A 25,458-nucleotide genomic window follows, 5' to 3' on the forward strand; every position below is an offset into this window, starting at 1 on the left:
AGTGTAAATATCTTACTGCGGGAACAATCGCTTGTTTTTGTCAAAATAGGCATCATATTTCTGCACCTTTCTCATTATTGTTCATAAAATGCTCTCTTAGGCTAACGATGTTTTTTTTGCCGCTTTTTTCTTTATGCACCACTTTTCTGGCTTCTAATTCCGAAAGAAGCTTGCTTAGGCTCGCTTTTGGCATCCCGGTAATAACCCTCAATGTGCCCTGTGTTGTTCTGCCTTCTTTCATTCTTAATATATTGATGATCTGGCTTTCATCCTCCTTGAGATGCTCATCAATGCTGAATTTTTTGCTGAGTTTCCTTTCAAGCTTTTTCATCCTTGTTTTCTTGTAAACTATTAAAAATGTGATTTGGGCCATTATGATTGCAACCAATACAGAAAGCACTATGTTCATTTTTTTGTCAGAAAAGATGCCTGATCTTTCTCCAATATTAAATACGGCCAGGCCAGTCATTTTAGAATTTTTTGAAACATTGAAATTTTCCCAGACAAGCATTGAGCTTTGACCATTGCTTTCAATCCGTGTTGGCTTTGCATTTGCTTCTTCTACTGGATCCATCAAGATAGAGTGCTGCGGCAGCGTTAAAGTGGCCTTGAATAACTTAGAATCAAAAGGAGCGATGAATTCTGTGAAAAAAACAGCCATTGGCGAATTATAGTTCAGCATTTCCCTTGTGTAAAAGCTCAATCTTACTTTTTTTGTAGAAGTTTGCAGGGGTATTGTTGTTTTGTTGTTTGAAGCATTAAGAATTAAATTCACACCATCAATGGTGAGCGAAACGTTCCACGCATCAGGTGGCAAAACAACTGCGAGGTTCTTATTGGAAGAATAATTAAAATTATATTCGATCGCTGATAAAATATAGTATCTGCTATTGATGTCTTTGACTTGCAGGTCTATATTGTAGGCTTCGAGTGTTTCTGCCATTACAATCGAGGGCAGTAAAAACAACAGCAATAACAAGGCTGTTTTATTGTGCATGTTTCACCTGGTTCAGTATTGGATTCAGTATTGTATGGTTCAATTTGCCAGCTAACATATATTTTTTACTGATGGCCGATCTGCTCTTTTTTATCTTTAAAGCTTTATGCTACCTACCTCTTATCTGTAATTGTTCCTAAAGCCCCCTCTTTTTTTAAATGAACTTTTTTATGCTTATTCTGACATTATTGGGTTAATTTAACCTTATTTTAACCAAAACACGATTTTTCAATCTTTTGATTAAAACTACCTTGGTTCTATTTTTATGAAGAAAATGCTTCTCACTATTTAAATATTTCCATTAATTAACCATTTATTAGTAATAACTTATAATTTAGAAATCTTAGCAACAAAGAACCCCTCTGTATCATTATCCTGCGGCCAGATCCTCAGGCATTTTTTGATTTCTTCATTGTATTTTTTATTTTCAAATTTTAAAATCGGCTCGCTTCTTTTGATGTTTAATTCTATTTCTTCCAAATTGGCATTATCGTATTTATTTAATAAGAAATCAACAACCTCTTCATTTTCCTCAGGCTCCAGCGAACAAGTTGAATAAACTAAAGTTCCGCCATCTTTTAAATTATTGAATGCAGTCTCGATCAGGTTCTTCTGCGTTGTTGACAGCCTTTTCACCATGTTCGGATTCCACATCAACAGTGTTTTGAAACTCTTCCGTATTGTTCCTGTTCCTGAGCAGGGGGCATCAACAAGGATCCTGTCAAATTTCATTTCCTTGAGCCACTCTCCGTGCATCCTTGTTATGATGCAGTTTGCTGCCCCGCATCTCTGCATATTTATCTCAAGCGGCACAATCCTCTCTCCCTTGTAATCATTCGCAACCAATATTCCTTTGTTATCCATATACTGCGCTATCTGCGTTGTCTTTGATCCGGGAGAAGCGCACATGTCCAATACAATTTCGCCGGGCTTAGGATCCAAAACTATGGGCGGGATCATTGAAGCAGCTTCCTGAACATAAATATAGCCGAGAAAATGCTCAATCGCATTTCCAATATCCCTTCTTCCCTGCTTATGCTCAACCCAGAATCCTTCCTTGCACCAGGGAACAGAAGTCAATATCCAGTCTTTCTCCATTCTTTTTTTTATTTCTTCAATTGCAGCCTTCAAGGTGTTTATTCTGATTGATCGTCTTAAAAATTTCAGGGAATATTCTTTGAATTCACTGAAATCTGTTAATCCAGAATATCTTTTTATGAATTCAGGCTTGAATTTGATGCTTTCAATGTTTTTTACCATTTTATTCAACCGCCTTTTATTTCTTCAATCATCTTCTTCTCAATAAGCCTGGACATGTTTATGTTCCTTTTTTCACAGTATGATCTGAAATTTCTTAATGTATTTTCATCTATTGTGATGTTGAGCCGTTTTCTCCTATAAAGCTTCGGCAGCTTTTTAGTCCTCTCAAATTCAACTAAGCTCTCAAACACTTCAGGATATTCTGCGATTATCTGCTTCGCCCTTAGCACATTACTTGATTGCATCTTTTATGCACCTCTCAATTTCTGTTAAGCTTGTTATGTTCTTTTTCAGTATTTTAACTACAACTTTTGGGATCTCTTCTGGATTAAACTGGATATCATTCAGATCCATCAAAAGCATTATTGCCGCTGCTGCTGTCCTTTTATTGCCGTCTTCAAAAGCATGATCAATTAAAATTGACCTTGCAAGCAGTGCTGCAGACCGCAGCCAGTTCCTGCTCCTTGCAGTGGTCTTTACTGCATAGTCAAGGCTGCTTTCATTCATCAGCTTGCCTGTTGAAAATCCCTTATTTATCTCGACAACATCCTTTTTGCTTAACATTTTTATACGTATAAATACGTATGATTATTTAAATGTTTCGGTTTACCAATACACATTATATAAAGGAGTGCCTGCAATGTATTTAGTATTAGCTAAGAATCAAGTTCTGTACCTATACAGGTTCAAAAACCCATCTATCTGGTTTCTTATAAGGCTGACATCGCCGAGAAGGTTCTTTTTGAATTCATCAACATACTGCTTTAAAAAAAACTTGTCAAACAATGTCCTTATGAAGAAGAACATGGGCTTCTGCTCCCACCTGTTCTCATAGTCTGTTGTAAGATAGCCGTAGAAAACGATCTTTAAGGATCCTTGGTTTAATTTGACCTTAACTCCGTTCTTCTCAACTTCAACTTCCTTCAGGTTTTCAATTATGATGCGCATCCATATTTCATTCTTTGCATAATCAGTTACTTTCTTCCAGGGCATCATCTCAACTTCAATGAATTTGCCTTCAGGTGTAACCTTTTCAGAATTTTTTATTTCCCTCTTGTCATAGCCTTTTTCCCTGAAAAAAGCGTCAATAAGCCTGTAAAGCTCCTTAACGCTGAACAGCCCTTCATAGCCAACCTTGTTCTCAACCAGCAGTTCTCTTTCAGCCATCTATCTCACCACATATCAGCATAAGTATCGCTTAATGTTTCCATCTCCAAATGCTCTTTTATTTCACTATGCAGCTTCATAGCAACATACATCAGCCTGTCACCCCATACTGAGCTTCCTATCTTGTCCCTTGTCATGAAAAAATATTGGTCCATAAATTTTCTTACATTTTCTAAAAACTTTGAGCCCTGCCATCTCTTCTGCCAATCCCATTCCATCGTGCCCCACACTTCAATATAGACCCTTGCCCGGATCATTTTCTTCTTCTTGCCGTCTTTGATAATCTCCACTTCTTTCATCTCATAGAAATGCATATAAGCCAAAATCCAATATTTCACATAATCATTCATCTTTCTCCAGCCAAACCATTCAAACTCCTCTTCTGCGCCTGCTGGGCTGGGTACTTTATGCTTGTATGTGGGCTCTTCAAAATAATAATTTCTGTCAACATACCACCTGTGCATGAGCCTGTAAAGGCCGTCCAGATCAACGATTCCGACCTTTTTAATTTTATAATGCGGAGTTTCCCATTGCGTATCTTCAGACATATTATAAATCTACAATTCCTTAGTTTATATAATTTATGTTTTTACACATCGCCGAGCCCGCCAGTTGGGAAATACACGCCCATTTCCTCAGGCTCCGGATACCATCTCTTTAATTTAAGATAAGTCTTTACAGCATCCTGCAGCCTATATGCTTCCCTGTAAAGCTCTAATTTCAGCTTATCAGCTTCTTCTTTAAGCAGCCTTCCCCTGAAAATATTTATCCAGTTTTTCAAAAAAGGATGCTTATCCCATTCTCCTTCCGGGTCAAGATACTGGTCTGCCCATATCTTCATCTCAACTTCGCCTGAATTTGTCTTGAATTTCTGGCCTTGGTGCATTACTTCTATGTCTTTCAAAAGAATGATGTGGAAGTCTATTCTTATCCGCCATTCCCAAAATTTACTCTCGCCATGCGGAGCTCTTCCGCGAAAAGGATCTTTCTTGAACCTCCAGAAAATCCATAACTCTGTCCCGCCCTGCGCAGCCTCATTCTGCAGATATGTCTTTTCAGGAAAATCCTCATCTCTCTTTGCCCACTCCTGCTCCACAAGCCACTCATACATCATGATGTAAAGGCTCTTCATATGAAAGACATCTTTGTGCTTTATTCGCCAGTAGGCGGCATTCATTCTCTTGTTTGCTTCCAGAGCAGCCATGAATTTATGATGGCGTATTTAGTTTATTAATCTTTCTTTTTTAAAACGCAGTCCTTATGACAAACCATATCACCCTTAAAAAAACAAGAACAGGCAAAGGCCTTGATTTAACAATGATCTTCCCTTTCTTTATCGCTGCAATAACAGAGTTAATGTCTTTTTTGGAATCAATCATGGAATAAGTGTAATTCATCTGCCACAGCCTGTGAAGATCAGAATTGCCGACTAAAGGCAGCTTAAACTTATGCGCGAATCTTACTGCTCTCTTGTTTGAATTGAAAAACTTAGCGTAAAAATGGCAGAATTCAATGCCGTCAAAACATTTTCTGTTTTTTACAAGCTTTGAAAAGAGCGAGATGAAATGATGGTGCGGCAGGAATGGATGCGGCGCAATCACAAGATTATTTTTTCTTTTTGATCTTTTCAGATCCTCAAACGTTTTTATTTTCCTGATTTCGCTGTCTTTAAAATTATACAGTAAAACCTCTTTTCCTTCAATTAAAATCTCTGCGCCAGGCATCAATAAAATCCCTTTTTTGGCAGCATAATCTGCGATTTCTTTGTTATAATAAAGCTGTCTGTGATGCGTTATAGCTAGAACATCAAATCCGAGTTTAGAAGCATAATCAATCAATTCTTTCGGAGAATATTTTATATAACAGCGGTCAATGGGATCCTTGTTTGTATGAAGATGCAAATCCGCTTTCAGCATTTAGGCAGAAAAAAAGAAAAAGTTATTAAATGTTGGCTTTTTTACATGCATCATGCTAGTCGGGGTAGTTGGAAAGGCCAACGTTGGAAAGAGCACTTTTTTCAAGGCTGCTACTTTGGCAGAGGTTGAAATAGCCAATTATCCTTTTGCAACAATAAAGCCGAACAGCGGAGTCGGCTATGTGAAAATAGACTGCGCAGATAAGTTTTTTAACACACAATGCAATCCAAGAGACGGGTTCTGCATCGAACATAATCGGTTCGTTCCTGTGCAGTTGATTGATGTTGCTGGATTAGTTCCAGGAGCGCATGAAGGCAAAGGCATGGGCAATCAGTTTTTGGATGATTTAAGGCAGGCAGATGTCTTAATACACGTTGTGGATATTGCCGGCACAACAAATGAAAAAGGAGAGCCAATAGAGCCTTTGTCATATGATCCTGCAAAAGACATAAGATTTCTTGAAGAAGAGCTGGATTTCTGGATTTTAAGATTAATAAAAAAAGGATGGGATAAATTTGCAAGGGCAACGCAGCAGACCCATGGAGAGCTTAACAAGGCAATAACAAGCCATCTTTCAGGGCTTAATGTCAAGGAAGAATTGGTTAAGGAAATAGTCAATGAATTTGGGTTAACTGATAAGAAATTAGTGGAATGGGGCGAGGAAGATTTGGTGAGAATCGCTTCTGAAATCAGAAGAAAGACAAAGCCGATGATCATTGCCTGCAACAAGATAGATATTCCTGGCGCAGAGGAGAATTTCAAGAGAATGCAGCAGGAATTCCCGGACAGGATGCTTGTGAGATGCAGCGCAGACTCTGAGCTTGCATTGAGGGAAGCTGCAAAGCATGGCCTGATCAATTACATTCCCGGAGAAAAAAAATTCGAAATGAAAGAAGGCGCAAATCTGTCTGAAAAGCAGAAAGCTGCCCTTAATTTTATAAAATCAAATGTCCTTGATAAATACGGCTCAACAGGAGTGCAGGATGTTCTGGATAAAGCCGTGTTTGATGTTCTGAAATATATCCCGATCTTCCCCGGAGGGATTAATAAGCTCGCAGACCAGAAAGGAAATATCATGCCGGACTGCTTTCTGCTCCCGGGAAATTCAACAGCGCTTGACTTCGCCTACAGGCTGCATACAGATTTCGGAAACAAGTTTATACGAGCAATAGATGTGAAGACAAAGCTGACTGTCGGCAAGGATCACAGGCTCAAGCCAGGAGATGTCATAGAGATTGTGGCGGATAAGTGAATTGGATTCGGTGCAAGATTTAGCCAGGTATACTAAATATACGTAGTATAACGATGCTAAAGACTTTATTTCTTCTTCTCAAACTTGCTTCTCAGTCTTTTAAAGCTTTCCATGACATCAATCATATACTTCCCTTCTTCAAGCTTGAAGATCAAAGGCTCGCCCTTGAACAAATGCACCAGATCCAGCTCGTATTTTCCGGGCTTTACAATCCTTATGCTTTCAAGGTCAAGGACAACAGGTTGGTCCTTGTCAATCTCGCTTCCGACAAGATCAAAGACATCTCTTTCGATCTGCATCTTCTCATCTGTGGACAAATGCACGCTGCTCGTCATCTTTTTAACTTCATCAAGCTTTTCTTTCTTGATGTAAAAGAATAATCTTCCGCCGCATTTGCAGCCTTTCAGGATCTCAGCAGCGCCGTCTTCATAGAATGTGTTGCATCTTACGCATTGATGGGGCATCTTTATCTTTTCTTTTTCTTCAGATCCTGTGTGAACAGCTGTATCTTGTCAGGATCTTTTTTAATCTCTTTTACAATATTCGCCGGGCCTATGACAGTCAATCCCTGCCTGTCGCCAAGCAAAACATTTGCCAGGCCAAGCTTAACCTTATCGAGCATTGCAGCTTTCTTTTCTTCCGGATTGATAACAGCAAGCTCTATTCCCTTGAAATCAGCGTTTATCTCCTCCATTGTGGCTTTGATTAGCTCGGCTTCCTCTTCTTTTTTTAATCTTCCCTGCAGCAGAACAATCTTGTTTTCTTTTGCAATATTCAACAGCTTCCTAATTCTGCCTAGTGAACTTAAGTTTGCTATTTCGCCGTAAGGCACAATTTGTAATGTTAGCATTCAACCTCTTTTTTATCCTGCTATTTTAAACAATGCTTCATAAAACTCATCTAAGTTGTTTCCATATTTTGCAGATATGCCCACAATGCCGTACTGCGGGAATGCCGCCTGTATCTTCTTGACATTTGCTTTCTTCAGATCAATCTTATTGGCAACAAGCAGCACAGGAATATCCCTTGCCTGCAAGTTTCCGATGATTGTGATATTCACTTGGCTGTAAGGGTCTATTGTTGAATCCAGAACAACAATCACAATATCCATTTCATCGAGCCATTTTATGGAGTCTATAACGCCTTTTGTAGCTTCTTTAGCCCTTTGCTTTGCCTCAGTTTCCTTTAACCCTGCTTTCATAAAATCTTCATAATCTATTTTGGTTGCAATTCCCGGCGTGTCAACAAGATTGAAGCTTAACTCCTTGCCTTTTGACTTAATGTTGATCTGCTCCTTTATCTGTATCTCTCTTGTTTCATGGGCGATGTTAGAAACAGTTCCCATATCTTCGCCAAGCCAGTCCTGGCAGATCTTGTTTGCTAAAGTTGTCTTGCCGCTGTTCGGCGGGCCATAAAGCCCAAGCTTTACATGCTTCTTTTTCTTGAACAAGCTATTAAGAACCCTGTTTATGAACCTCTTTATTGCACCTATCATTGAGCACCGCTTTTTATTATGATTTATTTTAATTTATTTGTTTAATTTATATACTTTTCGTTTGTTTTATTATTTTACTTTCAAACTATCAATCAAAATATCTCTCACTTTCTCAAGATCTTCCTCATTGACAGCCCTTCTGAGCTGCATTCTTGCCGATGCCTTTGCAAGCCTCATCAACCCGGCGATCAATCTTGGCGAAACATCCATTACAAAGCTTCTTTCCCGCTCTTTCATATCGCCTGCAAATTCAACAATCTTCTTCTGAAGCTCCATGGGAAATTCAACATCTATCTTCTTGCAATAGCTGATGTATTCCTTTATAAAAGAAATGTCTGATGAGCTTAATTCCTTTGTTTTCTGCTTTACCATTTTTTTAGCAATATCAATGAAGCGCCTTAATGACGGCTTTCTGATGATAAAGACAATATGAAACCTTGTCAGCAGCGCAGCATCAAGAGGAATCTGCTTTCTTAACAGTTCAATATCTGTGCTTGTAAACCTGTCTTTAAGGGGATTTGCAGTTGCCAAAACTTTTACATCAGCATTCAGCTGGATGCTTTTTCCGGCTTTGTCGTAGCTTATGAAGCCTTTTTCCATTGCATTGTAAAGATAGCCAAGATCATCTTTCCTTATAAGATTAAGCTCGTCTATGCAGCAGATGCCGCCATTGGATTTCGGCAATAATCCCATGATCAGTTCATCGCCTTTGAACATCAACCCTAATCCTGCTCCTGAAATGCCTGATCCCAATCCAAAGCTTGCAGCAGGGCTTAATTCTGCAGCTGCTCTTACTATGTCTGTTTTGCCAGTTGCCGGATCGCCTAAAAGAAGAATGTGCACTCTTTCATCAGCAAAGAGCTGCAAAGAAACAGCTTCCTTTATTCTGTGCAATCCGACAATATTTGGGGCAATAAGCTCAATCATCACATCCGGCGCATTCTCTGAAAATTCCTTGAATGCCTTCTTTTTGATCTGGCTGACGATTTTTTCATTTATTTCCTTGATAAATTCATCCTGGGAATCCTGCAGGATTGTAAAATGCCGGCGCTTTAATATCGAGTCAGAAACTCCCAGCGTGAGGCTGGAAAAAGCTGCTTTCTTTAATTTAACCAGTCTTTTCAGTTTCTTGGCCTCATTGGCATAAAGAAATTCTTCAAGCTCTTCTATCTTTTCTTTTTCCTTTTTTGATAAAGGCCTTAATAGTTTGAATAAGTCGATGAACCACATAAAGAGAGCAAACATATTGCTCATTATAAATATTTCTATTCTGGAGTGGCAATAAGTGTTTTTTTGAGAAAGATTTATATATTCAAGCATATAAGACGATAGTATGGACTTCAATAGACTATTGAAAAAGCTGATGTTCTGGAAGAAAGAGCCTGAAAAGATCATAATTCTTAAAGTGCCTGAAAAGCAGAAGCCAAAGCTGATTGATCCGAGAAAACTAAGGATCCATTACATCTGCGCAAGATGCAAGTACAAGTTCAGCAGGAATCCCAACATGGATGTTGATGTCTGCCCGTATTGCGGGAGAAAGGGCACGGTTGAAGAGCAATAAGCATTAAAAGATCAAAACTGCTTCTTCTGGATTTAAAATCCTGATTTTATTGTATTCTTTCAATTTCAGAAGATGTTTATCCTGGCTTACAATAAAATCTGCTTCTCCATAAATAGCTGCTTCTACAAACTTATCATCTTCAGGGTCGTCATTTACCGCTTTTATTGCTGTTGTTGGATCAACCATTACTGAATTTTCTATGATGAGATTTTTCCATTCTTCAATTAACTCTTCATCCATGGAAATCTTGAAGCTTCGGAGAGCTTTTACGAACTCTTCAACAAGTTTAGGGGAACTCACTAATTGAAATCTTCCCTTTCTCCATTTGTCTATGATTTGAGAGCAAAAATTGCCTTCCCAAAATATGCCTGAGATAAAGACATTTGTGTCTAAAACTACTCTCATTTTTTTCTAACTTCTCTTATGGCTTCTTCTACATCTGTTTCTTTTACGCCTTTCTTTTTTGCAAACTCTCTTGTTTTTTTAAGTAGTTTATCTATTCCGTTAAAAGAAGGCATCTCCAGCTTTTTGAGAACAATGGTGTTGTCTTCCCCGATTACTATAAACTTCTCTCCTTCGTGTATCTTAAGCTTATCCCTTAAACTTTGTGGGATGACTACCTGCCCTCTTGAGCTCACACTTGTTATTTCGATATTTTCCATTTTTAACCTCCTATAAGTTTATACTATTGGTAAGATTATCTTATTTATAAGCTTTTCGGTCGTTTTTTGTAGAGATGATAAATAATCTTAAAATCCGCAGATTTTCAGCTATATGTTGCATAAGCAATCAAGCATGCGTCCCCAATTATAGACTATGCAGGCAATTGGATAGAACTAGCTCTTTTCCAGAATAATTATCTTCCCATTATACGCGACATAAATAACTTCATCGCCTTCTGAAAGCTCAAGATCAGACGCAGAATCAAATGTTTCAAAGCTCACAGAGTCCATGATCTGCATTTTATTGTCCTGCTTTGATATTACCTGGGCTCTTTTCCTCGGTATGTCAACTTCCTCAAGATTCTCATGCGAAGCAAAAACAGCAACCTGGCTGTCCTTTTCTATAATGCCTTCCATCTCAACTTTGTTTTTGGTATGGCAGTGGGTGCCTACTGTAACGAGCTCCATTCTCTTGACCTTGTAGGGCTTGTTCCTGTAAAGAATGCACGTTCCAGGCCTTAATTCCTTGACATTGACCATAAAAAGTGGTAATCTTGGTTTGTTTAAAAAGATTTCTGAAAACAAAAATAAGAGTGCAGCAAAAGCGCCATTTGTGGCGGTGCGACGGACAAAATTTCTGTGAAATTTTGTCCTTGCTCGGCATCCCGTAGGGAGCGTCCCCAGCCTCGCCGCACGCCACCATGGCGCTGACGAGCCGGGGGTTGTCCCTTACGGGGTGGCTCGTAGCACAAGCGAACGAAGTGAGCTTGGGCGTCAGCCGCCAAAGTGGTGGCGTGCGAGAAAGAATATTTGACATACTTTAGACTAATCCGAAACATTTAATAACCTCTTATTTTAAAGATAACTTAAAAAGGTGATATTATGCTCGTCTCGATGAAAAGCCTTCTGGATAAGGCAAACAAGGGGAAATACGCAGTCGGAGCCTTCAATATAAACAATCTGGAGATAATACAGGCGATTGTAGCTGCTGCAGTAAAGCTGAATGCCCCGGTTATTCTCCAGACATCAGAATCAGCGATTGCATATGCCGGAGTGGAGAATCTTGTTGCCTTAGTTAGGACTTTTGCAAGCTTAAACAAAATCCCTATTGCATTACACTTAGATCACGGAAAGAATCCGGATGTCATAAAGAAAGCCATCAATTCAGGCTACACTTCTGTTATGATAGACGCTTCTGACAAAGACTTCGATGAAAATATTAAGCTCACAAAGCAGGTTGTAAGCTGGGCAAAGAAGAAAGTTACAGTTGAAGCTGAGCTTGGAACTTTGGGCGGCAAAGAAGACTATGTTTCTGGAAAAGTTCAGTTTACTGATCCTGATAAAGCTTTAGAATTCATAAAGAAAACAAAAATAGATGCGCTGGCAGTCGCAATCGGCACATCGCATGGAGCGTATAAGTTCAAAGGAAATGCAGAGCTTGATATTGCCAGATTAAAGGAAATAAAAAACAAAGTAAAGATTCCCCTTGTCCTTCACGGCGCTTCCGGCGTTCCGCAATGGATCGTTGACAAGGCAAACCAATACGGCGCAAAGATTGAAAATGCAGAAGGCGTTCCTGATGAGCAGATAAGACTTGCCATAAAGAACGGAATAAACAAGATAAACACAGATACTGATATTAGGCTGTCTTTTACAGCCGCGATAAGGGAATTTTTTGCTAAAAATCCCTCTGAATTCGATCCAAGAAAAATCCTTGCGCCTGCAAAGCAATTGATGCAGCAGGTTGTTGAGCAGAGAATAAAAACATTTGGAAGCGGGGGAAAGGCGTAATGCTGTTCATAGGAGCTGATCATGCCGGGTTTAAATTGAAGGAATTCATCAAAAACTATTTTATAAAAGAAGGAATCAGTTTTGCTGATGTTGGTGCTTTAAAAGAAGTTCCTGCTGATGATTATCCGGATTTTGCATTAAAGCTGTCAAAAGCTGTTGCCAAAAATAAGGGCAGCCAAGGTATCCTGATCTGCGGCACCGGAGTCGGGATGTGCATTGCAGCAAACAAAGTTAAGGGAATAAAGGCAGCCAATGTTTATGACGAATATACCGCGAAGTTTTCAAGGCTGCATAACGATGCAAATGTAATATGCTTAAGGGGATGGGAGGTTGATTTTAAAAGATCATTGGAATCATTGAAGATATGGCTGAATACAAAATTTGATGGCGACAAAAGGCTTGTGAGAAGAATAAATAAAATAAAACGAATTGAGAATACAAAACAAAATGGCTGAGATATACGCTTCAATATTGTCGTTAAGGAAACAGGATGTAGAGAGAAAGCTGAAAAAAGTACTTAAAAAAATAAAGGGCGTGCATGTCGATATAATGGACGGCAAGTTTGTTCCCAACACCACTTTATTTAATCCTGCTTTTGTAAATTCATTGCAATTGCCTTTATTCAAGGATGTCCATCTGATGGTAAAAAGCCCTGAAAAGCACATAAAGTATTATATTGCAGCTGGCGCAAATACAATTGACGTGCATGCCGAGTCAACAAGATATATTCTAAGGATAATAAAGGAAATAAAGGGCAGCAATGTCAAGGCAGCGATTGTGCTTAACCCGGAGACAAAGATTGAGAAGATCAAAAAATACATTCCAATGGTTGACGAAGTCCTTGTGATGACTGTGCATCCTGGATTTGCAGGCCAGAAGCTAATAACTTCAGTGATCCCAAAAATAAAGAAACTAAAGCAGATCAGGGAAAAGGAAAAACTGAATTTCAGAATAAAGGTTGACGGCGGCATTAAGAGCACTCATATAAAGATGCTTGAAAAAGCAGGTGCAGACATTCTTGTGATGGGAAGCGCATTGTTTGGGAAATAAAATGAAAAGAGAGATTATCCAAAAACTGCAAAAATCTTTCGAGGATTATGCTCAAAAAGCAGATGGCATCGAATTCTGGTTTGCGCGCGACTTGCAGATGTTGCTGGATTATGATGATTGGAGAAACTTTGTGAATGTGTTGGAAAAGGCAAAAATAGCCTGCAAAAACTCTGGTCAAGAAATCCCAGACCATTTCGTTGAGGTCACCAAAAAGGTCAAGATAGGCTCCGAAGCAGAAAGGGAAATAGACGATATCATGCTCACCAGATATGCCTGCTATCTTATTGCGCAGAACGGTGATCCCAGAAAAGAGCAGATTGCATTTGCGCAAAGCTATTTTGCAGTACAAACCAGAAAGCAGGAATTAATTGAAGAAAGAATCGCATTGGTTGAAAGGTTGACTGCAAGGCAAAAATTAGTCGCATCAGAAACCGAATTGTCAAAATTGATTTATGAAAGAGGAGTGGATGACGATGGTTTTGCAAGGATAAGAAGCAAAGGGGATGAGGCCTTATTTGGAGGGTTTACTACCTCTCAGATGAAAAATAAGCTTAAAATACATCCGAGCAGGCCATTAGCGGATTTCCTCCCCACTATCACTATAACTGCAAAAAATCTTGCTGCAGAGATTACTAATTTTAATGTTAAGAAAGATGACCTGAAAGGAGAAACAGATATAACTGTCGAGCACATAAAGAATAATGCTGATGTAAGGAACCTTCTTGCGAAGAGTGATATCAGTCCCGAAAAACTTCCGCCTGAAGAAGACATCAAAAAGCTAGAAAGGAAAGTTAAAAAAGATGAAAAATTGATTGGGAAATTATCAAAAAGGATGCCGAGAAGGGCAGAATCATAGAATCCAGGCGCTATCTGGAAAAACTAAAACAAAGAGAATTCCAACTCGTGACAATTCGTCATGGTTTGAAATTAGAAGCAAAAAATGCAAAAAACAACAGATATTGAAGAATTAAAAAAAATTTCAAATGAAATAAGAAGCGATGTGATTAAAATGGTCGCCAATGCTGCTTCAGGCCATGCTGGCGGCCCTCTCGGATTGGCAGATATATTTGCTGTTTTATATTTTAATGTTCTCAACCATGATCCAAAAAATCCGATGTGGAAAGACAGAGACAGATTAATCCTTTCAAACGGTCATGTCTGCGCTGTCAGATACGCTGCAATGGCAGAATCAGGTTATTTTAAAAAAGATGAATTGATGACTTTCAGAAAGCTTCATACAAGGCTGCAGGGTCATCCATCAAGGCTAGATTTCCCGGAAATGGAGTCAAGCACAGGCTCGCTCGCTCAAGGACTATCAGTTGCAATAGGAATGGCTTTGGCTGCAAAGCTTGACAAGAAAGAATACAGGATTTATTGCAGCTTAGGAGACGGCGAATGCGAGGAAGGCCAGATATGGGAAGCTGCAATGGCTGCATCGCATTACAAGCTTGACAATCTTATTGCTTTTGTTGACAGGAATTATCTGCAGATAAGCGGCGATACAGAAGATATTATTGGCTTGGATCCTCTGCATGAAAAATTCAAAGCATTTGGCTGGAATGTGCTGAATGCAAACGGCCATGAGCTTGAGCAGATAATGAATGCATTTGAAGAGGCGAAAAAAACAAAAGAAAAGCCAACTGTTATCATTTTCAGAACCATGATGGGCAAAGGCGTTTCTTTCATGGAAAACAAGCATGAATGGCACGGAAAGCCTCCGACAAAAGAGCAGGCTGAAATCGCATTAAAGGAATTGAGCAAAAATGAAAAAATATAAAGCATTTGAAAAAGAACTTGAATTGAAAATATGGAAAAAATTAGTATTTTATTTAGGTTGGGTTAATGTTTTAGGTTTAATTTTTTGGTTGAGTTTAGTCATTACATATTACAGAAATCAAAACGAGCCATTTTTCAATAAAAGAGTCATTTATGTTTGGGGTTGGATTTTCATCGTGATTTTTTTATTGACATTAGTTGGCCAATTTTTAACTGTGCTGAGAGCAATATATAAATAAAAACGAGGATTCAAAAAAATGAAGGACATTACAAAATTTTTCTTTGAATTAGGGCAGCTGAAAAAAGTAAAGAGAAGCGGATGGTGGCTTGCCGGGATCAAAGATCCGGAATCAGTTGCAGAGCATAGCTTTAGAGCAGCAATTATTGCAAGGATTCTGGCAGAAATGGAAAATGCAGATGCAAATAAAGTTACAGCAATGGTTTTGTTCCATGATGTTCCTGAAGCAAGGATCAATGATCTTCACAAAGTCGGCGCAAGGTACATAAACTTCGGAAAAGCAGAAGAAGCAGCATTGAAAGAGCAGGCTGAAAAGCTGCCGAAAAAGATTGCAGATGAAATGCTGAGCTTGTACTATGAAATGGAGCAGCAAAAGACAAAAGAAGCAATCATCGCGAAAGATGCTGATCTGCTTGAATGCGCAATACAGGCAAAAGAATATTTGGAGCAGAACTATAAGGACTGCGAAAACTGGATCCATAATGTTGGAAAACAGCTTAAGACAAGATCAGCTAAAAAAGTATTTGGGCTGATGAAGAAAACAAACGCCAACAGCTGGTGGTATGGGTTAAAGCATATAGGGCCGCTGATCAAGCACAAGCCAAAATAAAGGTGAAAAATGAAATTTAACTTTAAAAAACAAGAGGCGCATCCGCATCACCATCATATCAATCTGCTTTTGGTTATAACTGTTCTGTTATTGGTTGCGCTATTTGTTCTGATCAAGCCAGCATTAAACGGCTATAGTATTGCAAAGCAATTGAAAGATATCGGATTATCGCCGTCAGAGTTTATGAAGAGCATTGACACTGTCAAATCAAAGCTGCTCATTGCAGAAACTAACTTGGAAACATGCAAAAGCGTAAATAATGATTTAATGCTGGGCACAGCATCTGAAAAGAATTCAACCTTCAAATGCCTTCAGGACAAAAGCCTTCTTGAGCTGAAATTCAGCCTGCTGAAAAGCGATTATGATTTTAATCTGAGCAGAGTCAGGGCAGAATATGATCAAAGAAAAAGCGAAGTTGATTCTGAATTAAGCCAAAACAATCTTTTGGTCAATAAAACACTCGCTGATTATAATGATCTTGCCCAAAACTCTGCAAACAACATATGCTGCAAAACAAGGGTTGATGACAAGAGGATTGATTCATACATTATCTCAAACAATGTGATTGTCTGCGCATCTGGCGAGAAAAACAAGATAACCTGCACTTAAGATGAACCTTAACCTGGATTTTGAAAACTGCGAAAAGAAAGCAACAAGAGACGGCTATGGCGCTGGCATAATTGAGCTTGCAGAAAAAAACAAGAATGTTGTTGCACTTACTGCTGATCTCACAGAAAGCGTAAGATTGGAAAAATTCAAGGAAAAGTTTCCAGACAGGTTCTTCCAGATAGGAATTGCAGAGCAGAACATGGTCGGAATTGCAGCAGGTCTTGCTTTGTCAGGCAAGATCCCTTTTGCTTCGACCTTTGCAGTATTCTGCCCAGGAAGAAGCTATGACCAGGTAAGATTGAGTGTTGCTTACAGCAGAGCCAATGTGAAGATAGCATCAACGCATGCCGGCGTTACAGTCGGAGAAGATGGAGCTTCACATCAAATGCTTGAAGATATTGCTTTAACCAGAGTTCTGCCGAACATGACTGTTATTGTGCCCTGCGATGCAGAAGAAGCAAGAAAAGCAGTTCATGAAGCAGCAAAATTAAATGGCCCGGTTTATCTGAGATTTGGAAGGGAAAAATACCCTGTGATCACAACAAATAAAACTCCATTTAAAATAGGAAAAGCTGAAATCTTCAAAGACGGAAAAGATGTTGCAATTATCGCATGCGGTGTCTGTGTTATAGAAGCGATGAAAGCTGCTGTTGAGCTTGAAAAGGAAAAGATAAGCGCAATGGTTGTCAACTGCCACACAATAAAGCCATTGGATAAAAATACAATAATAAATGCCGCCAAAAAAACAAAAGCAGTTGTGACAGTTGAAGAGCATGAAGTTAATGGCGGATTGGGGAGCGCAGTAGCTGAATTATTGAGCCAGGAATGTCCTGTAAAAATGAAGATCATCGGAGTTCAGGACAAATTCGGGGAGAGCGGGAAAGCAGCTGAACTGATGGAATTCCATGGATTGACGAGCAAGAATATAATAAAAGGAGTTAAAGAAATAGTTAGGAAAAAATAAAACCAAAAATCCATAAACTTTATATAGTTTAAAGTTCTCTGTAAAATATCGGGGTGATTGGAATGTATAAATGCGGGAACTGCGGGAATACGTCTGAAGAGCCCAATATGTGCTGCGGCGATGAGATGATTGAAGGAGAATAACAAAAAGTTATTCTGTTTGTTATTAGTTTTATTATGGTTAAATATATGTTCAAACAAAGGTAATGAATAATGGCAACTGTAAAAGTTTATAGCACAAAGATGTGCCCCTGGTGCATTAAGGCAAAGCAATTTTTAGCTGAAAATAAGATCAAGTACGCAGACATTGATGTTTCTGGCGATCAAAAATCAGCTCAGGAGATGATCAACAAAAGCGGCCAGATGGGAGTTCCGGTTCTTGATATTGATGGGCAAATAATAGTGGGTTTTGATATTCAGGCAATAAAGAAGGCTTTGAAGCTGAAGTAATGAGGTCTAAATGGAAGTAAAACCGTTAAAATACAAGCAGCTGAATGGGATTTCAGAAAAGCAGTTATCTGAGCACCATGATGTTTTGTACGCAGGCTATGTAAAGAAAATTCAGGAAATAAGGCAGAAGCTTGAATCTGCTGACAAAGAAAGCGCAAATGCAACATTCTCTGATTTCAGGGCATTGAAAATTGAGGAAAGCTTTGCATTGAACGGCGTAAGGCTGCACGAATTGTATTTTGACAATTTAGGGGGAGACGGAAAAGCCAAAGGCGATATTTTGAAGCTGATAGAAGCAGATTTTGGAAGCTTTGAAAGCTGGCAGAAAGAATTTGCTGCATGCGGAATGTCAGCAAGAGGTTGGGTTGTCCTGACTTATGACTGGGAAGAAAGAAAGCTCAGGAATTATGTATGTGATCTCCACAACCAGGGCGGAATATGGGGAGCTTCTCCCTTGCTTGTTTTGGACATGTATGAGCATGCTTACTTTATTGACTTTGCAACTGCCAAGAAGAAATACATTGAAGCATTCATGAATAATGTTGACTGGGATGAAGTTGATAATAAGATCAAGCAGCATAGAATGATGGAGCATAGAAACAGAACGTCACCCTAGCCGTGTATTTTAATCATCCTATTTTTCTCTTTTAAGCGCTGTTTAAAGGTCAAATGGCAATTCAGGGTTTTGATAAATTAAATTGCCTTCTTTGTCATTAATTAATTTTACAGCATGTAGTTTTCCATTAGTATCTTTCATATGCCAGTAAGCTTTCCACTGACTTCCTTTCCCATCTCCCAGACCAAAAGAATATTCAGTTATATGATGCCTGGGCTTGAGAAATACTTTAGGAGTTCCACCAAATCCATACACTCTCTTCTCGCCACGACACAAATAACAAATCTGAATTTCTTTGTCTTTTTCTTCATCAGCATAAGCTCTTAGGGCATCTACAGGATATTCGCCATTGCCAGAACTCTCTTCTAAAACTTTATCAACAGAGATACTGCTCCCAGCCCTGTCTCTTTTATTTCTAATCAGATTAATAACTGAATTTACAACTGAAATGCCATTTGCCATATTGCCCCCAAATAGGCCATTATCTATGCCAATATATAAAATTATTGAAAAGTGTCATGATTTAATGCCTAGGGCTTTAGTCCGACAATTTTTAATCCCGAAAATCGCACGATTAAATACATCAGACTTTAGTCCGGGGATTAGTGCGATTTTCGTTATCTGTGCTTTTCAAAATTCACAATCTTTATATATAACATGTGAATTACAATTCACATATGACTGGCACTGCAATAAGCAAAAGCAAATGCTATCTGTTCTTTGAAACACTTGGAACAAAGTTGAAGCTGGATATAATTGAAAAGCTAAGAGACAGTCCGTTAAGCGTGAATGGCCTGTCAAAACAGCTTGCTCAGGAAAGGAGCAAAGTGTCCCACGCATTGCTATCTTTGTATGAATGCGGCTTTGTGGATGTGAAGAAAGAAGGCAAAAGCAGGATTTATTCTCTGAACAAGGAAACAATTCTTCCTCTTTTGAGTTTGATTGAAAAGCATGTTAAAAAATACTGCAAAGTCTGCAGGAAACTAAAATGAGTGGGGGTAAAATGAAAGAAACTATTAAAAATCTGGATCTGAGAAACATGCCGCCTTTTGAAAGGCATGAAAAGATATTTGAGATGTGGGATGCATTAAAAGAAGGCGAAACTCTTAAGATAACCAATGACCATGACCCTAAGCCGCTGCATTACCAGTTTGAAGCGGAATTCAATGGAAAATATGAATGGCAGTATGAAAAGCAGGGCCCAAAAGACTGGATTGTTAAGATTAAAAAAACAGAAAAGATCAGAAAAGAAAATTCAAAGAAAGATGAAATAAAAGCGCTATTAAAACAGCTTCATTCCGGAGCTGATCTCAAAACCTTGAGGAAAAAGGGAAAAGACATTTTCAAAAACATTTCTCCGACAGACCTTGCATTGATAGAGCAGGAGATAATTAAGGAAGGCACAACAAGAGATGAGATGAGAAAGCTCTGCGATGTCCATCTTGAAATAATGAAAGATGACCTTGAAAAAACCAATATGAAGCTGAAGCCAGGCCATCCAATACATACATTGACAGAAGAGCATAAAATAATCCTCGAATTCATCGATAAATTGGAGCACACAGTTGATTCTTTGAGTTCAGCAAAAGATTTCAGCAAGGTAAAAGAAGAGCTTGAAATGCTTAAGCACATTGCAGAGCATCTTGTTGAGGCTGACAAGCACCATCAGCGGGAGGAAGATGTTCTCTTTCCAATGCTTGAAAAATACGGCGTTACAGAGCCGCCTGCAATAATGAGAGAAGAGCATGTTGATCTGAAGGCAAGGAAAAAGGCATTGAATGAAATTGCAAAAAAGCACAAGATGCCATATTCTGATTTTGTAAAAAAGGTAAAAGAGCTTGCAGCTTTTATAACTGAAAACCTTCCAAATCACATATACAAAGAAGACAACATACTCTATCCGATGGCAATTAAGGTTATTCCTGAAAGCAAATGGCCAAAGATAAAGCAAGGGTGCGACAGAATAGGCTACTGCTGCTTTACGCCGGAGCATTAGGAGGAACATATGACAAACAAAAGCCCAACAGACATGTCAAAAACCACCCATCACAAAGGGTTGGCATGTCGCTATTGTCCGCCGCATCAGGTGGTTTTTGAGCACACCAAAATTCCACATATTGATGTGGTTTACAGAGTAAACCGCCATTCACAGAATGGTGGAATTTTCAGTGTTTTAAGAGCAGAGCATGATGTAGTTTTAGGCCTGCTGGACAAATTAGAGGAAAACTTTGGGAAGAAAGATTTAAAATCTTCTGAAAAGAACATTGCAATATTGGAAAAAGAGTTCAACAAGCACTCTTTAAACAAAGAGGAAAAGGCACTATTCCCTGAAATCGAGAAATTCATGCCAAGGGAAGGCGGGCCTACTGGGATGATGGTCATTGAGCATGAAGACCTGGTCAAGTCTATAAAAAACTGCAAAGATGCAGTAAAAGCCGGGGATTTTAATAAATTAGATTACAACGGAAGCCATATTATCAATCTTCTGCGGCAGCACATAGACAAGGAGAACAATATGCTCTTTATGATGGCCGACATGCATCTTGATGAAAAGCAGAAAAAGGCAATATCTGAGAAATTCAAGAAGTTTGATTAAATGTGCAGTATTCCTATAATAAAATTCTGAACACAAAACTATTTTTATGGTTGCCTATTCCCCTAATCTCTGCTTTAAATCTTGTATGACATTCACCGGAGTTGGATCAATCCCATATTCCAGAGCAAGATAATAAGAAGCCCAGTCTCCGATAATGACAGCAGTAAACATCTTGAGCAGCAGATTGTTGCCTTTCATGACCATCTCTGTTATGCCGACTTTCTTGCTTTTTATAAGCTCTTTTGTGATTCTTATCCTGTCCTTCACCCTTTTGTAGTCATCTTCATCCTCTATTATCACAACGTAATATTCTCCTTTAAGGTTTGCAAAGCCGACAAGCTCGTTATGGTCTAATTCAGGAAAAACATTTGCAAACGCATGAACTTTTGAGTTTTCATTGAAGTCCTGCTTCCATCTTATGCCTATTGCCCTGTATCTTTCAGAGCTGTAAATCAAGGGGATCTTGTCTTTTAGCTTTAATGCCAGTTCCTCGCCTTTTTCTTTCAATGCAGCCATGTTTATAGAATTGACGAGCTCTTGCACTTCTGAAAATCTGTTTGGTATCAGTTTTGAATTAGTCAATATAGTTAGCATTGCAAAGAAGCTGTAAGGCATTGCATTCCTTGGCTGCATCTTAGCCGGGATCTTTACAAAAGGAATGTTGCTTGTCCTGCATAATGTTTCGAGCTTTCCGCCGGATGTTATTGCAACGATCTTTGAGCCGATTCTCAATGCATTCCTGAATGCGCTTATTGTTTCTTCTGTGTTGCCTGAATAAGAAGAGGCAATAACCAAAGTCTTGTTGTTTGCGCTTGGCGGCAGAGAATAATCCCGGTTTACATTTATATTGACTTTTGTGTCAGCAAGATAACACTTCAATATGTCGCCTGCAATAGCAGAGCCGCCCATGCCGCATACTATAATATGATCAACCTCACCAACAACTCTTACATTACTGGCTAATCTGATGGCCTCTTTAACCTGCGCTACAAAGTCTTCTATCACACTCTTCATATCCTCTTTATCAATATCTTCCATAGAAAGCCAGAAAGAGAGCTATTATATAAATTTTATTAATATGTATACTCACGGACAAAATCTATTGAGTAATAGTTGTCCGTTCGTAATAAGTAAAAGGCATATTTATTGCTCAAATTTTTGTGCCTTTTACTATAATCACGTAAATCTTAGTGTTTGAGAAGTTCCCTTGCGAGTATTGGAGTGAACCACCCCCTCCAATATAACGATATAAAATTCCTATTGCCTTGTCTGAACTGTTTTCATTTATAAGCCTTTCTAAGTTTTTTGTAGTAAAACGTATACTGGATTTAGGGCATTAAAGTTAATGAAGAAAAAGCAAAACCCCTATTTTTCAATATCCTCCCAGTCTTCTTTTTTGTCAATCTCATCTGGCTTTTCGTCATCATCGTCATAGCCTTCCAAGTCCTGCGTATCAACCTCTTCATCAGAATCCTCTTCGTTATCTTCATCTAAAAACTTGGGTTTCTCTTTTTTCGCCATCGAATCACCTCTCAGAAACTAACTTGATTTTTTCTTTAGGCCAAAACTTATAAATATATTGCTGATTTAATATATATTTTGGAATAATATCTTTTTATTATATATGTCAAATAATATATAAATTTTAATATAAAAATCCGAATTTTTAATCTATGATAGTTTTATCGCATTACCAGGCAGCAGAGCTATTGAATGCATTAAATAAAGAATTAAGCGAAATTGATGTCTCTCTTGATTTAGGTATAACCGAAAGCAAGGTTAAAATTGACAAAAACAGTTTTATTTTAATTAAAAATGACGAAACAGAAAAAATAACTATTGATGATGTTAAAAAAATAATCAAGGACAACAAGGTCTGTTTTTTAATAAAAGAGAATAAAATCATAAAAATACAGTTCTTTTCAGAAAAAACCAATAGATTTTACAAGTTATTTCCGACCGGCATCGATATTCCGCCCACTGTTGAGATTTCTGGGATAAGGATGCATGTTACAAAGGAATATGATCCGTATAAAGACGCTATCAAGAAGATCGAAAACATAATGCCGACCAAGGGAAAAGTCCTTGATACATGCACCGGGCTAGGTTATACTGCGATAATGGCTGCAAAAAATGGAGCGGACTTAGTTGTCAGCTGTGAAAAGGATAAAAACATCCTTGAAATACAGAAATACAATCCATGGTCTAGCGAGTTATTTAGCTTGAAAAATATAAAAATTATAAATAATGACATGATGAAGCAAATTAAGAAGTTTTCAGAGCAGGAATTTGACAGGATTGTCCATGATCCGCCCAGCCTGAAGATTGCTGGAGAGCTTTATTCCTTGGAATTTTATAAAGAGCTTTACAGAGTGCTGAAGAACAGAGGAATTATTTATCATTATACAGGATCGCCAGGAGAAAAGAAAGGCATAGATGTTGTTTCCGGGGTTATGAAGAGAATGAAAGAAGCAGGGTTTAGAGAATTGAAAAGAGTGCATTACGGGGTTGCTGGAAAAAAATAGTCAGCTGACAACATTCCTCTCCTTCACGCCATAAATATAAACATATTCCCAGAACAATCCTCCCTTCCTGATCACAGCGACATTAAATCCGGAATCCCTGAAGACTTCTTTTATTTTCACATTATTCCTGATCCATTCCTTTGTCGGGATTATATAGAAGAACTTGTCATATTCTACAAAGCAGATTTTATCGCCTTTTTTCATCCTCTTGTTGAGCTGCATTAAGACGTTTTTCACTTTCTGGACATAAGAGAGCATGCCGACTGAAACAACAACATCAACTTTTGGAACATTTGGATGCACTCTTTCCGCATGATGCGGGTCATGAATCAATGTAACGTGCTTATGGCCTTTTTTTCTCAATCTGTTTCCTGTAATCCTCAGATCCCTTTCTGAGATGTCTGTTGCATAGATCCTTCCATCTTTTCCAACTTCTTCTGCAAGGTGCATTGTCAATGTTCCGACATTGCAGCCGAATTCAAGCATTGTTTTTCCTTTTGTGCTGCCAATAATGCTTATTATTTGTTTTCTTGCGCTGAGAGGAAGGGAAAGTTTTTCCGTCCATAATGTCAGATAAGCAAATGCATCTTCTATTTTTCTTATCATGCCTGGATCATAATAAAGCTCCAGAAGGAAGTAAAGCGGAATGCCTAGAGCAAGAAGCGACAATGCAGTGAACAAGGAATTCCAGGCGTCTTTTGATGAAAAGAGCCAGCTTAAAATAATCGCCAGGAAGAACAGGCTTATAATGGCCGTGCCTATTTTAGCAAATGGAACTTTAAATGTTCTCCTGAGATTGGCTTTTTTTATCCTTAATATCGGGATTGCCAGGATAATGAGTATATACATCAGGATAACAAGCGGGACAAGCAGCGAGAGTATCTTTTCGTACAAGCCGATTGCCAGAAAAACAACTATTATCGAAACAACTGTCTGGAATATGACTGCCTTGTACGGAGTTTTGTATTTCTCATGTATTTTTGCAAACCCCGAAGGAAAAAGCTTGTCTCGGGCAAGCGCAAGTATCAGCCTTGGGCCGGCTATTATGCCTGATGCTGCTGATCCGATAAGTATGAGATAAACCCCAATCCCGCTTATGTAATCCCCGAATCTGCCGAAAAGCAGAAGCGAGAGGTTGTTTATAGGAGCAGGGAATGTTGAAAGCTTTTCAGCTGAAAAAACACCGAGCAATGCAAATGCCGTCAATACGCCGACCACACCCATTATTGCAGTTGACCAGAGCAATGCCCTGGGAATTGCCTTTTCAGGGTTTTTTGTTTCTTCTGCCAGATAAGTTGCTGCTTCCCAGCCAAAGAATGTTTCTGCAATGAAAAATATTGTTATTAATATTGAAACTGGCGGCTTTGTAAAGAAAGGCGAGAAATTTCCAATGTTCAGATGGAAGAAAGACAATATGACAAATAATGAAACAAGGCCGACAGTTATCGCGGCAAAGAAGATCATTGTTGCAGAGCTTGCTTCCAGGCCGAGATAGGCTATTATGTTCAGGATGATTATGAAGATCAGGCTGATTATGATCTTGTAAATCAAAGGAAATTGCGTTGGCGTGAGATAATTTATTGCAGTAACAATAAGCAGTGTTGTTGTTATGTTCTCAGTGAGCCATGCTGTCCATCCGACCAGAAAAGAGGTAAATCTTCCATAAGTCTGTTTTGCAAATTCATAGACTCCGCCAGCTTTTGGGAATAATGAGACAAGCTCAGAGAAGCAGAGTGCAATATAGATCGAAACAACAGACATTATGATCCATGCAATCAAAGAGGCATTCCCTGCATAATAGGCTCCTAAAGCCGGACCGATAAACAAGCCAGTGCCCACCATGGAGCTGATCGATAAGGCCAGGATTGTGATGAATCCAAGGGATCGCTTTAATTCTGCCATGGCACTAGTTTAAATATTGCTA

At 38.7% G+C, this 25,458-nt stretch carries 36 protein-coding genes; 17 read left to right on the forward strand and 19 right to left on the reverse strand.

What is annotated here, in order from left to right; all coding sequences use genetic code 11:
• Nucleotides 1–52 precede the first annotated feature (52 nt).
• The 8 genes from Q7J54_05860 to Q7J54_05895 all read right to left on the reverse strand — a co-directional run bounded on the left by Q7J54_05860 (nucleotide 53) and on the right by Q7J54_05895 (nucleotide 5,340).
• Nucleotides 53–997 carry a hypothetical protein gene (locus Q7J54_05860; GenBank protein MDO8741069.1) on the reverse strand — a complete coding sequence of 315 codons (945 nt, stop codon included), beginning with the start codon at nucleotides 995–997 and terminating at the stop codon, nucleotides 53–55.
• Between the two features lie 327 nt (nucleotides 998–1,324).
• Nucleotides 1,325–2,257 carry an RsmB/NOP family class I SAM-dependent RNA methyltransferase gene (locus Q7J54_05865; protein MDO8741070.1) on the reverse strand — a complete coding sequence of 311 codons (933 nt, stop codon included), beginning with the start codon at nucleotides 2,255–2,257 and terminating at the stop codon, nucleotides 1,325–1,327.
• A gap of 5 nt (nucleotides 2,258–2,262) precedes the next feature.
• The gene (locus Q7J54_05870) at nucleotides 2,263–2,502 is read right to left on the reverse strand and encodes a hypothetical protein (GenBank protein ID MDO8741071.1); all 240 of its coding nucleotides are present in this window, start codon (nucleotides 2,500–2,502) and stop codon (nucleotides 2,263–2,265) included.
• Nucleotides 2,489–2,821: a Fic family protein gene (locus Q7J54_05875; protein MDO8741072.1), complete on the reverse strand. Its 333-nt coding sequence runs from the start codon at nucleotides 2,819–2,821 to the stop codon at nucleotides 2,489–2,491. The genes Q7J54_05870 and Q7J54_05875 overlap by 14 nt, the downstream gene beginning before the upstream one ends.
• 99 nt (nucleotides 2,822–2,920) lie before the next feature.
• Nucleotides 2,921–3,424, reverse strand: coding sequence for a hypothetical protein (locus Q7J54_05880; protein MDO8741073.1), 504 nt, complete (start codon nucleotides 3,422–3,424; stop codon nucleotides 2,921–2,923).
• Between the two features lie 5 nt (nucleotides 3,425–3,429).
• A complete protein-coding gene (locus tag Q7J54_05885; GenBank protein ID MDO8741074.1) occupies nucleotides 3,430–3,972 on the reverse strand; it encodes a hypothetical protein in 543 nt (180 codons plus the stop codon).
• A 41-nt stretch (nucleotides 3,973–4,013) separates the two neighbouring features.
• The gene (locus tag Q7J54_05890) at nucleotides 4,014–4,628 is read right to left on the reverse strand and encodes a hypothetical protein (GenBank protein ID MDO8741075.1); all 615 of its coding nucleotides are present in this window, start codon (nucleotides 4,626–4,628) and stop codon (nucleotides 4,014–4,016) included.
• Between the two features lie 40 nt (nucleotides 4,629–4,668).
• Entirely contained in the window at nucleotides 4,669–5,340 is a 672-nt protein-coding gene (locus Q7J54_05895; protein ID MDO8741076.1) for a PHP domain-containing protein, read from the reverse strand.
• A 49-nt stretch (nucleotides 5,341–5,389) separates the two neighbouring features.
• Between Q7J54_05895 and Q7J54_05900 the strand changes: the two genes are divergently transcribed.
• A complete protein-coding gene (locus tag Q7J54_05900) occupies nucleotides 5,390–6,592 on the forward strand; it encodes a redox-regulated ATPase YchF (protein MDO8741077.1) in 1,203 nt (400 codons plus the stop codon).
• A 65-nt stretch (nucleotides 6,593–6,657) separates the two neighbouring features.
• On the opposite strand, the gene Q7J54_05905 is transcribed toward Q7J54_05900, so the two are convergent.
• The 4 genes from Q7J54_05905 to Q7J54_05920 form a co-directional block, all read right to left on the reverse strand.
• Nucleotides 6,658–7,056, reverse strand: a complete 399-nt coding sequence (locus tag Q7J54_05905) for a Zn-ribbon containing protein (GenBank protein ID MDO8741078.1) — start codon at nucleotides 7,054–7,056, stop codon at nucleotides 6,658–6,660.
• A 2-nt stretch (nucleotides 7,057–7,058) separates the two neighbouring features.
• A complete protein-coding gene (locus Q7J54_05910; protein MDO8741079.1) occupies nucleotides 7,059–7,442 on the reverse strand; it encodes a DUF2073 domain-containing protein in 384 nt (127 codons plus the stop codon).
• Between the two features lie 12 nt (nucleotides 7,443–7,454).
• Nucleotides 7,455–8,087 (reverse strand): Era-like GTP-binding protein, encoded by a 633-nt coding sequence (locus Q7J54_05915; GenBank protein MDO8741080.1) that lies wholly within the window; start codon nucleotides 8,085–8,087, stop codon nucleotides 7,455–7,457.
• Between the two features lie 69 nt (nucleotides 8,088–8,156).
• Entirely contained in the window at nucleotides 8,157–9,317 is a 1,161-nt protein-coding gene (locus Q7J54_05920) for a hypothetical protein (GenBank protein ID MDO8741081.1), read from the reverse strand.
• A 103-nt stretch (nucleotides 9,318–9,420) separates the two neighbouring features.
• On the opposite strand from Q7J54_05920, the gene Q7J54_05925 reads away from it, so the two are divergent.
• Nucleotides 9,421–9,648 carry a hypothetical protein gene (locus Q7J54_05925; GenBank protein ID MDO8741082.1) on the forward strand — a complete coding sequence of 76 codons (228 nt, stop codon included), beginning with the start codon at nucleotides 9,421–9,423 and terminating at the stop codon, nucleotides 9,646–9,648.
• A 3-nt stretch (nucleotides 9,649–9,651) separates the two neighbouring features.
• Here the strand turns inward: Q7J54_05925 and Q7J54_05930 are convergent, their stop codons facing one another.
• From Q7J54_05930 to Q7J54_05940, 3 genes are all read right to left on the reverse strand, one after another.
• Entirely contained in the window at nucleotides 9,652–10,053 is a 402-nt protein-coding gene (locus tag Q7J54_05930) for a putative toxin-antitoxin system toxin component, PIN family (protein MDO8741083.1), read from the reverse strand.
• Nucleotides 10,050–10,310: an AbrB/MazE/SpoVT family DNA-binding domain-containing protein gene (locus tag Q7J54_05935; protein MDO8741084.1), complete on the reverse strand. Its 261-nt coding sequence runs from the start codon at nucleotides 10,308–10,310 to the stop codon at nucleotides 10,050–10,052. The genes Q7J54_05930 and Q7J54_05935 overlap by 4 nt, the downstream gene beginning before the upstream one ends.
• Before the next feature lie 174 nt (nucleotides 10,311–10,484).
• Nucleotides 10,485–10,850, reverse strand: coding sequence for a hypothetical protein (locus Q7J54_05940; protein ID MDO8741085.1), 366 nt, complete (start codon nucleotides 10,848–10,850; stop codon nucleotides 10,485–10,487).
• Nucleotides 10,851–11,204: 354 nt separating this feature from the next.
• Here Q7J54_05940 and fba point away from each other — a divergent pair, with 354 nt between their 5' ends.
• From fba to Q7J54_05995, 11 genes are all read left to right on the forward strand, one after another.
• A complete protein-coding gene (fba, locus tag Q7J54_05945; protein ID MDO8741086.1) occupies nucleotides 11,205–12,101 on the forward strand; it encodes a class II fructose-1,6-bisphosphate aldolase in 897 nt (298 codons plus the stop codon).
• A complete protein-coding gene (gene rpiB, locus Q7J54_05950) occupies nucleotides 12,101–12,556 on the forward strand; it encodes a ribose 5-phosphate isomerase B (GenBank protein ID MDO8741087.1) in 456 nt (151 codons plus the stop codon). The genes fba and rpiB overlap by 1 nt, the downstream gene beginning before the upstream one ends.
• The gene (locus tag Q7J54_05955) at nucleotides 12,549–13,151 is read left to right on the forward strand and encodes a ribulose-phosphate 3-epimerase (GenBank protein MDO8741088.1); all 603 of its coding nucleotides are present in this window, start codon (nucleotides 12,549–12,551) and stop codon (nucleotides 13,149–13,151) included. The genes rpiB and Q7J54_05955 overlap by 8 nt, the downstream gene beginning before the upstream one ends.
• Before the next feature lies 1 nt (nucleotide 13,152).
• Nucleotides 13,153–14,007 carry a DNA damage-inducible protein D gene (dinD, locus tag Q7J54_05960; protein ID MDO8741089.1) on the forward strand — a complete coding sequence of 285 codons (855 nt, stop codon included), beginning with the start codon at nucleotides 13,153–13,155 and terminating at the stop codon, nucleotides 14,005–14,007.
• 84 nt (nucleotides 14,008–14,091) lie between these two features.
• On the forward strand, nucleotides 14,092–14,928 hold the full coding sequence (locus Q7J54_05965; protein ID MDO8741090.1) for a transketolase: 837 nt from the start codon (nucleotides 14,092–14,094) through the stop codon (nucleotides 14,926–14,928).
• A complete protein-coding gene (locus Q7J54_05970; protein MDO8741091.1) occupies nucleotides 14,915–15,166 on the forward strand; it encodes a hypothetical protein in 252 nt (83 codons plus the stop codon). Before Q7J54_05965 ends, Q7J54_05970 begins: the two co-directional genes overlap by 14 nt.
• Before the next feature lie 18 nt (nucleotides 15,167–15,184).
• Nucleotides 15,185–15,775 (forward strand): HD domain-containing protein, encoded by a 591-nt coding sequence (locus Q7J54_05975; protein MDO8741092.1) that lies wholly within the window; start codon nucleotides 15,185–15,187, stop codon nucleotides 15,773–15,775.
• Nucleotides 15,776–15,784: 9 nt separating this feature from the next.
• Entirely contained in the window at nucleotides 15,785–16,384 is a 600-nt protein-coding gene (locus tag Q7J54_05980; GenBank protein ID MDO8741093.1) for a hypothetical protein, read from the forward strand.
• Between the two features lies 1 nt (nucleotide 16,385).
• Nucleotides 16,386–17,348 (forward strand): transketolase family protein, encoded by a 963-nt coding sequence (locus tag Q7J54_05985; GenBank protein MDO8741094.1) that lies wholly within the window; start codon nucleotides 16,386–16,388, stop codon nucleotides 17,346–17,348.
• A 212-nt stretch (nucleotides 17,349–17,560) separates the two neighbouring features.
• Entirely contained in the window at nucleotides 17,561–17,797 is a 237-nt protein-coding gene (locus Q7J54_05990; protein ID MDO8741095.1) for a glutaredoxin domain-containing protein, read from the forward strand.
• 10 nt (nucleotides 17,798–17,807) lie between these two features.
• A complete protein-coding gene (locus Q7J54_05995; GenBank protein ID MDO8741096.1) occupies nucleotides 17,808–18,413 on the forward strand; it encodes a Fe-Mn family superoxide dismutase in 606 nt (201 codons plus the stop codon).
• 42 nt (nucleotides 18,414–18,455) lie between these two features.
• Here the strand turns inward: Q7J54_05995 and Q7J54_06000 are convergent, their stop codons facing one another.
• Nucleotides 18,456–18,875, reverse strand: a complete 420-nt coding sequence (locus Q7J54_06000; protein ID MDO8741097.1) for a hypothetical protein — start codon at nucleotides 18,873–18,875, stop codon at nucleotides 18,456–18,458.
• Between the two features lie 215 nt (nucleotides 18,876–19,090).
• On the opposite strand from Q7J54_06000, the gene Q7J54_06005 reads away from it, so the two are divergent.
• Genes Q7J54_06005 through Q7J54_06015 form a run of 3 tightly spaced genes read left to right on the forward strand, consistent with a single transcriptional unit; the run spans nucleotide 19,091 to nucleotide 21,009 of the window.
• Nucleotides 19,091–19,405, forward strand: a complete 315-nt coding sequence (locus Q7J54_06005) for an ArsR family transcriptional regulator (GenBank protein MDO8741098.1) — start codon at nucleotides 19,091–19,093, stop codon at nucleotides 19,403–19,405.
• 11 nt (nucleotides 19,406–19,416) lie between these two features.
• Nucleotides 19,417–20,409, forward strand: coding sequence for a DUF438 domain-containing protein (locus tag Q7J54_06010; protein MDO8741099.1), 993 nt, complete (start codon nucleotides 19,417–19,419; stop codon nucleotides 20,407–20,409).
• A 9-nt stretch (nucleotides 20,410–20,418) separates the two neighbouring features.
• The gene (locus tag Q7J54_06015) at nucleotides 20,419–21,009 is read left to right on the forward strand and encodes a hemerythrin domain-containing protein (protein MDO8741100.1); all 591 of its coding nucleotides are present in this window, start codon (nucleotides 20,419–20,421) and stop codon (nucleotides 21,007–21,009) included.
• 54 nt (nucleotides 21,010–21,063) lie between these two features.
• Here Q7J54_06015 and Q7J54_06020 read toward each other — a convergent pair whose 3' ends face one another.
• Both Q7J54_06020 and Q7J54_06025 read right to left on the reverse strand, forming a co-directional pair.
• Entirely contained in the window at nucleotides 21,064–22,047 is a 984-nt protein-coding gene (locus tag Q7J54_06020) for a bifunctional phosphoglucose/phosphomannose isomerase (protein ID MDO8741101.1), read from the reverse strand.
• 327 nt (nucleotides 22,048–22,374) lie between these two features.
• The gene (locus Q7J54_06025; protein MDO8741102.1) at nucleotides 22,375–22,530 is read right to left on the reverse strand and encodes a hypothetical protein; all 156 of its coding nucleotides are present in this window, start codon (nucleotides 22,528–22,530) and stop codon (nucleotides 22,375–22,377) included.
• Between the two features lie 152 nt (nucleotides 22,531–22,682).
• Here Q7J54_06025 and Q7J54_06030 point away from each other — a divergent pair, with 152 nt between their 5' ends.
• Nucleotides 22,683–23,534, forward strand: a complete 852-nt coding sequence (locus Q7J54_06030) for a methyltransferase (protein MDO8741103.1) — start codon at nucleotides 22,683–22,685, stop codon at nucleotides 23,532–23,534.
• On the opposite strand, the gene Q7J54_06035 is transcribed toward Q7J54_06030, so the two are convergent.
• Nucleotides 23,535–25,436: an amino acid permease gene (locus Q7J54_06035; GenBank protein MDO8741104.1), complete on the reverse strand. Its 1,902-nt coding sequence runs from the start codon at nucleotides 25,434–25,436 to the stop codon at nucleotides 23,535–23,537.
• Between the last annotated feature and the right edge of the window lie 22 nt (nucleotides 25,437–25,458).

This window comes from Candidatus Woesearchaeota archaeon (assembly GCA_030651135.1).
GTDB lineage: Archaea > Nanobdellota > Nanobdellia > Woesearchaeales > JACPBO01 > JACPBO01.